Annotated in this window: 4 protein-coding genes; 3 read left to right on the top strand and 1 reads right to left on the bottom strand. The window is 63.4% G+C overall.

Going from position 1 to position 2,236, the window contains the following annotated elements; all coding sequences use genetic code 11:
* Positions 1–1,009, top strand: a 1,009-nt coding sequence (locus WG922_RS21880) for a hypothetical protein (RefSeq protein WP_445322871.1), incomplete at its 5' end; no start/stop codon positions are given.
* 5 nt (positions 1,010–1,014) lie between these two features.
* The gene (locus tag WG922_RS21885) at positions 1,015–1,416 is read left to right on the top strand and encodes a DUF6258 family protein (RefSeq protein ID WP_340285162.1); all 402 of its coding nucleotides are present in this window, start codon (positions 1,015–1,017) and stop codon (positions 1,414–1,416) included.
* Here the strand turns inward: WG922_RS21885 and WG922_RS22045 are convergent.
* Positions 1,409–1,762, bottom strand: a complete 354-nt coding sequence (locus WG922_RS22045) for a putative toxin-antitoxin system toxin component, PIN family (protein WP_445322872.1) — start codon at positions 1,760–1,762, stop codon at positions 1,409–1,411. The two genes, WG922_RS21885 and WG922_RS22045, sit on opposite strands and share 8 nt — an antisense overlap.
* On the opposite strand from WG922_RS22045, the gene WG922_RS21890 reads away from it, so the two are divergent.
* The coding region (locus tag WG922_RS21890; protein WP_340285163.1) for a hemagglutinin repeat-containing protein at positions 1,698–2,236 on the top strand (539 nt) is incomplete at its 3' end. The two genes, WG922_RS22045 and WG922_RS21890, sit on opposite strands and share 65 nt — an antisense overlap.

Genomic DNA, 2,236 nt, shown 5'->3' on the forward strand with positions numbered 1-2,236 from the left:
GCAGGAGTGCTGGAGCCCGCAGGGGGCCTGCCGCGCGGGCGGTCACGCTGCCATCGGCGCCATCAGCGGCGGCCACGTCGGTGCTCTTGCCGCAGGTGCAAGCTCGCAGATCGCGCCACAGGTGCACGCGGCACTCACGCAAGCCGGTGTGCCCGAACCGATTGCCGGCGTTCTGGTGCAAGGGGCGGCAGTAGCCGTGGGAACGGCCGTGGGCGGCGACGCAGCCGCAGCGGCGGCGTTCAACGAAGCAAGCAACAACGCCATATTCGTAGCGCCGCTGATCTATCAGGGCTTGATCGTTTCCGGCGTAGTGGCAGCGCGGCAATGCGTCGTCAACCCCACGTGCATGAGCACCATCGCCGTGCTGGGTATCGCGGCCGTGGAGCAGATCAGACGCCTGGGACTGCCTGAGGGGGCGGACATCACCACGCCCGGCTATGACCCGCATCGACCCGATGCGCTCGGCGGGAACACGGCCACGCCCAACCCCGGGCCGAGGCCGGTGACGCTGACGGCTTCACCTGCGGTGCACGATCCGGTGGGGGACCGCAGCGGGAGTGGGTATCAGGCGGCGGAGCAGGACCGTGGCGTCCAAGGAACCATTTCGCCTGCGGGTGAAGGGCCAGAGAGGCCTAACATCGTCTTTAGTCAGAACCCGAATTCGTCGGCGGCAAAGGGGGCAGGAAAGCTGCCAGGGCCCGCGACTGATAGGGCTGGAAACGAGATTGGTCGAATCGTTGTTGACTCCAGGGGCAATGCCATGATTGAACCCTTGGGTGGACGCACGGGTTCCGCAGGTAAAGGCGGCGTTGACACCCATACCCTTTATCCAAATGGCTCAAACTATCAGCGGCTAAACCCTCAAGGCCATGGAAATAACCCAACCCCGCATGGGCATGGGCACGCGCCTGGTACTGGGCCAGGAATGAAAGGACAGGGCTCCTCGCTTGACGTTAATGGGAATGTCGTTCCTTGGAACAGCCCAGCAGCCCATTGGCCAATCTACTGACCGCTATGAACGTTATCGAATTCTTGAAAACCATCTACGTCGGTGATCGTGGATGCAAGTCGGTGTTGATTGATGGCTGGAACTCGGAGGTCAAGGTCCAGGTGACATGCATTTCTCGCGTTCGGTCGGCCACATGGGACTACCACACGGCGGAGGACTTGACGGATGGTTTTATCGTCTTCGAAGGTGTGAAAAGCATTAACTTTGAGCCGAGCGGTGTAATTCCTAACGACTCTATCAATGACATCAGGGCGGAGTTTCTTGCGAAAGGTCAAACGAAGTACCTAATCGTCATGAGCGTGGATGCAGTTGATTCGATCGGCGACCGTACAGAGGTTGAGATTCGAATCCATGCAGACTCGATGGCGTTAGAGGATCAAAGCAAGCCAGGTCAGAGGCTCATCTGATAAGCGAAAAAACGCCCGCCTTGTGCGGGCGTTGTGCATCAGGGCTTGGTCGTGCTGGCGAAGCCCTTGAGGGCCGCCTGAGCGGCGGGGACGATGTATACGCCGTTGAATCTATAAGCACCAGCAGATCGTCATCTCCGGAGACGATGAGGTTGGCACGAGCCGCCAAGGCGCAAGCCAACACGGCATCATCGTCGGCATCGCGTGAGACCTGGGTGTCGAGTTGCCGCGCCGTCACCATGGTGGCGATGCGCCGATAGCTAGCCAGCAATTGGTCGGCGGTGAAGGCCGGTGGCGGCCACGTACTTGGCCAGCTTCTTCTTGCCCAGCGTGGCGGCCAGTTCATCGAGCAGGACGCGGCTGGCGAATGGAACGTATCGGGCGCCCAGGGCGCCACCCTCAAAGCCGGCGGCACCGCCGTCCTCGACGCCGAGAACGATGTCCTCCTGCTGGCCGCGCGCAACACCGCCGAACAGCACAGCACCAACCGCAGCAGCAGCGCCAGCGTGGGCGTCAGCTACGGCAGCAGCGGCCTGCTGTTCACCGCCAGCGCCAGCGCCGCGCGCGGCCGCGCCGATGGCAACGATGTCACCTGGACCAACACCCAGGTGGCCGGCGGCGAGCGTGTGGTGCTGCGCTCGGGCCGCGACACCACGCTGCAAGGCGCCGTGGTCAAGGCCCCCACCGTCCAGGCCGACGTCGCCCGCGACCTCAACCTCGAAAGCCTGCAGGACACCAGCACCTACACCAGCCGCCAGCGCAGCGCAGGCGGCAGCGTCTCGGCGGGAGCAGGCCAGATGGGCGGCAGCCTCAGCGCCGG

The sequence above is a fragment of the Ramlibacter sp. AN1015 genome (assembly GCF_037726105.1).
Lineage (GTDB): Bacteria > Pseudomonadota > Gammaproteobacteria > Burkholderiales > Burkholderiaceae_C > Ramlibacter.

Bases quoted from the DNA above. Each gene is read 5' to 3' on its own strand.
- WG922_RS21885 (WP_340285162.1), top strand. From the start codon at position 1,015: ATGAACGTTATCGAATTCTTGAAAACCATCTACGTCGGTGATCGTGGA.
- WG922_RS22045 (WP_445322872.1), bottom strand. From the start codon at position 1,762: ATGAACTGGCCGCCACGCTGGGCAAGAAGAAGCTGGCCAAGTACGTGG.